Here is a 2,054-nt window from a genome sequence, read left to right as displayed (position 1 = left end):
AACCCCGGCTACCAGAGCCTGATGAAAGATCTGAAACAGTCCACCAAGCAGCGTTTCGGTGCACTGGACTTTGACTATCCGCAGGAGAAGGACGAAACCGACATCGTCGCGCAGGAAACCGGTATCGACACCGAGACCGCCGGCAAACTGGTCCAGATCGCCCATCGTGCGCGTAACCTCAAGGGGCACGGCCTCGACGAAGGTATCTCCACCCGTCTGCTGGTCTACGCAGGTCAGTTGATCAACAAGGGCGTGGAACCGGTTTCGGCCTGTATCATGACGCTGGTTACCCCGCTGACCGATGACCCGGACATGCGCGAGACCCTGGAAGCGGCAGTCAACACCTTCTTTGTCAAATAAGGTGGCATTGACTCCCGGCATTGGTGCCGGTTGTTGAGATACAATGCAATTTTTACCCGTGGCGATGGCGCGCAGCGCGAGAAGCGATTATTGATTTTTTCTCCGCGCCTCTGCGCCTCCGCGACCTCTGCGTTAATCGAGATACCATGAGCAAGGATCCGATCGACAAGCTGCGCGAGGACATTGTTTTTAATGCCACCCTGCGCGGACAGCCGCTGACTTTTCATTCCACCTGGGGCACCTTCTCGCCCCGCGAGGTGGACGAAGGTTCGCTGCTGTTACTGGATCACGTCGACATCAACCCCGATGATGACTGCCTGGATCTGGGTTGCGGTTACGGTCCCATCGGCCTGACCCTGGCCAGACTGGCGCCACAAGGCAATACGACCCTGGTCGACCGGGATTATGTGGCGGTCGATTACGCACAGAAGAATATTGCGCTCAACAAAATCACCAATGCCGAGGCGTTACTGAGCAATGGTTTCGATCGGATTCGCGATCGCCGTTTTGATGTGATCGCCTCCAACCTGCCCGCCAAAGTCGGCAACGAAATGCTGACCCTGTTCATGCATGATGCCCGGCAGCAGATGAACCCCGGCGGGCGATTTTATGTGGTCACCATCACCGGTCTGCGCAAATATATCGAGCGCAACTTCAAGGCGATATTCGGTAACTACAAGAAACTGAAACAGGGCAAGCACTATACCGTTTCGATGGCAACAAAATAAGGATCTCATGAGTAAAATGATCGACAAGTTTTTCCCGTTTTTGCTCTGGTGGCCCATGGTGGGTCGGCATACGCTCAAGGCCGATCTGCTCGCCGGCCTGACCGGCGCGGTCATCGTTCTGCCCCAGAGCGTGGCCTTTGCCACCATTGCGGGCCTGCCCCCCCAGTACGGCCTGTATACCGCGATGGTCACGCCCATCGTCGCCGCACTGTTCGGCTCCTCGCGCCACCTGATATCGGGGCCAACCACCGCCATTTCCATTGTCGTGTTCAGTACCCTGAGCGGACACGCCGAACCCGGCAGCACCGAGTTTATTCAACTGGCACTGACTCTGACCTTTCTGGCCGGTGTCTACCAGTTCGCCTTCGGGCTGGCCCGACTGGGGACGCTGGTCAACTTCGTCTCGCATACGGTGGTGATCGGTTTTACAGCCGGCGCGGCCGTGCTCATCGCCACCAGTCAGATGAAACATATCACCAGCATTCATGTCCCCTCCGGTGAGTCTTTCGCCCATGTCTGGGTGGATCTGTTCAGTCACCTGGAACAACTGGATCCGATGGTGTTCGGCGTGGCCGCCTTTACCCTGATCGTGGCGGTGTTGATCAAACGCTTCCTTCCGTCCCTGCCCAACCTGCTGATGGCGATGATCGCCGGTAGCCTGCTGGCATTCGGTCTGGGTGGCGAGTCTGCCGGCCTGGCGATGATCGGCGAGATCCCCGGGCATTTGCCGCCGCTCTCCTCGCCCGATTTTTCCTTTGCCGCGATTCGCGAACTGGCCCCGCAGGCCTTTGCCGTGGCCCTGCTGGGCCTGATCGAAGCGGTCTCCATCTCCCGGGCCATTGCCGCCAAATCCCATCAACAGATCGACGGTAACCAGGAGTTCGTCGGCCAGGGGCTGTCCAACATGGTCGGCAGTTTCTTCTCCAGCTACGCCGGCTCCGGTTCCTTCACCCGCTCCGGCATCAA

Annotated in this window: 3 protein-coding genes; all 3 read left to right on the top strand. The window is 58.4% G+C overall.

Translation table 11 applies throughout. The features are described from left to right. On the top strand, positions 1 to 360 hold a 360-nt coding region (locus RI563_RS09820; protein WP_310694201.1), incomplete at its 5' end, for a CbbQ/NirQ/NorQ C-terminal domain-containing protein. A 146-nt stretch (positions 361 to 506) separates the two neighbouring features. Then, positions 507 to 1,088 (top strand): class I SAM-dependent methyltransferase, encoded by a 582-nt coding sequence (locus tag RI563_RS09815; protein ID WP_310694200.1) that lies wholly within the window; start codon positions 507 to 509, stop codon positions 1,086 to 1,088. Between the two features lie 16 nt (positions 1,089 to 1,104). Beyond that, positions 1,105 to 2,054 (top strand): SulP family inorganic anion transporter (locus RI563_RS09810; RefSeq protein WP_317622879.1); only part of this gene is annotated, 950 nt, incomplete at its 3' end.

This window comes from Thiohalophilus sp., from assembly GCF_031581315.1.
Taxonomy (GTDB): Bacteria; Pseudomonadota; Gammaproteobacteria; order UBA6429; family Thiohalophilaceae; genus Thiohalophilus.
This window is presented reverse-complemented; position numbering and strand designations above follow the sequence as displayed.

Coding starts and splice junctions, on each gene's coding strand:
- RI563_RS09815 (WP_310694200.1), top strand. CDS start 507: ATGAGCAAGGATCCGATCGACAAGCTGCGCGAGGACATTGTTTTTAAT.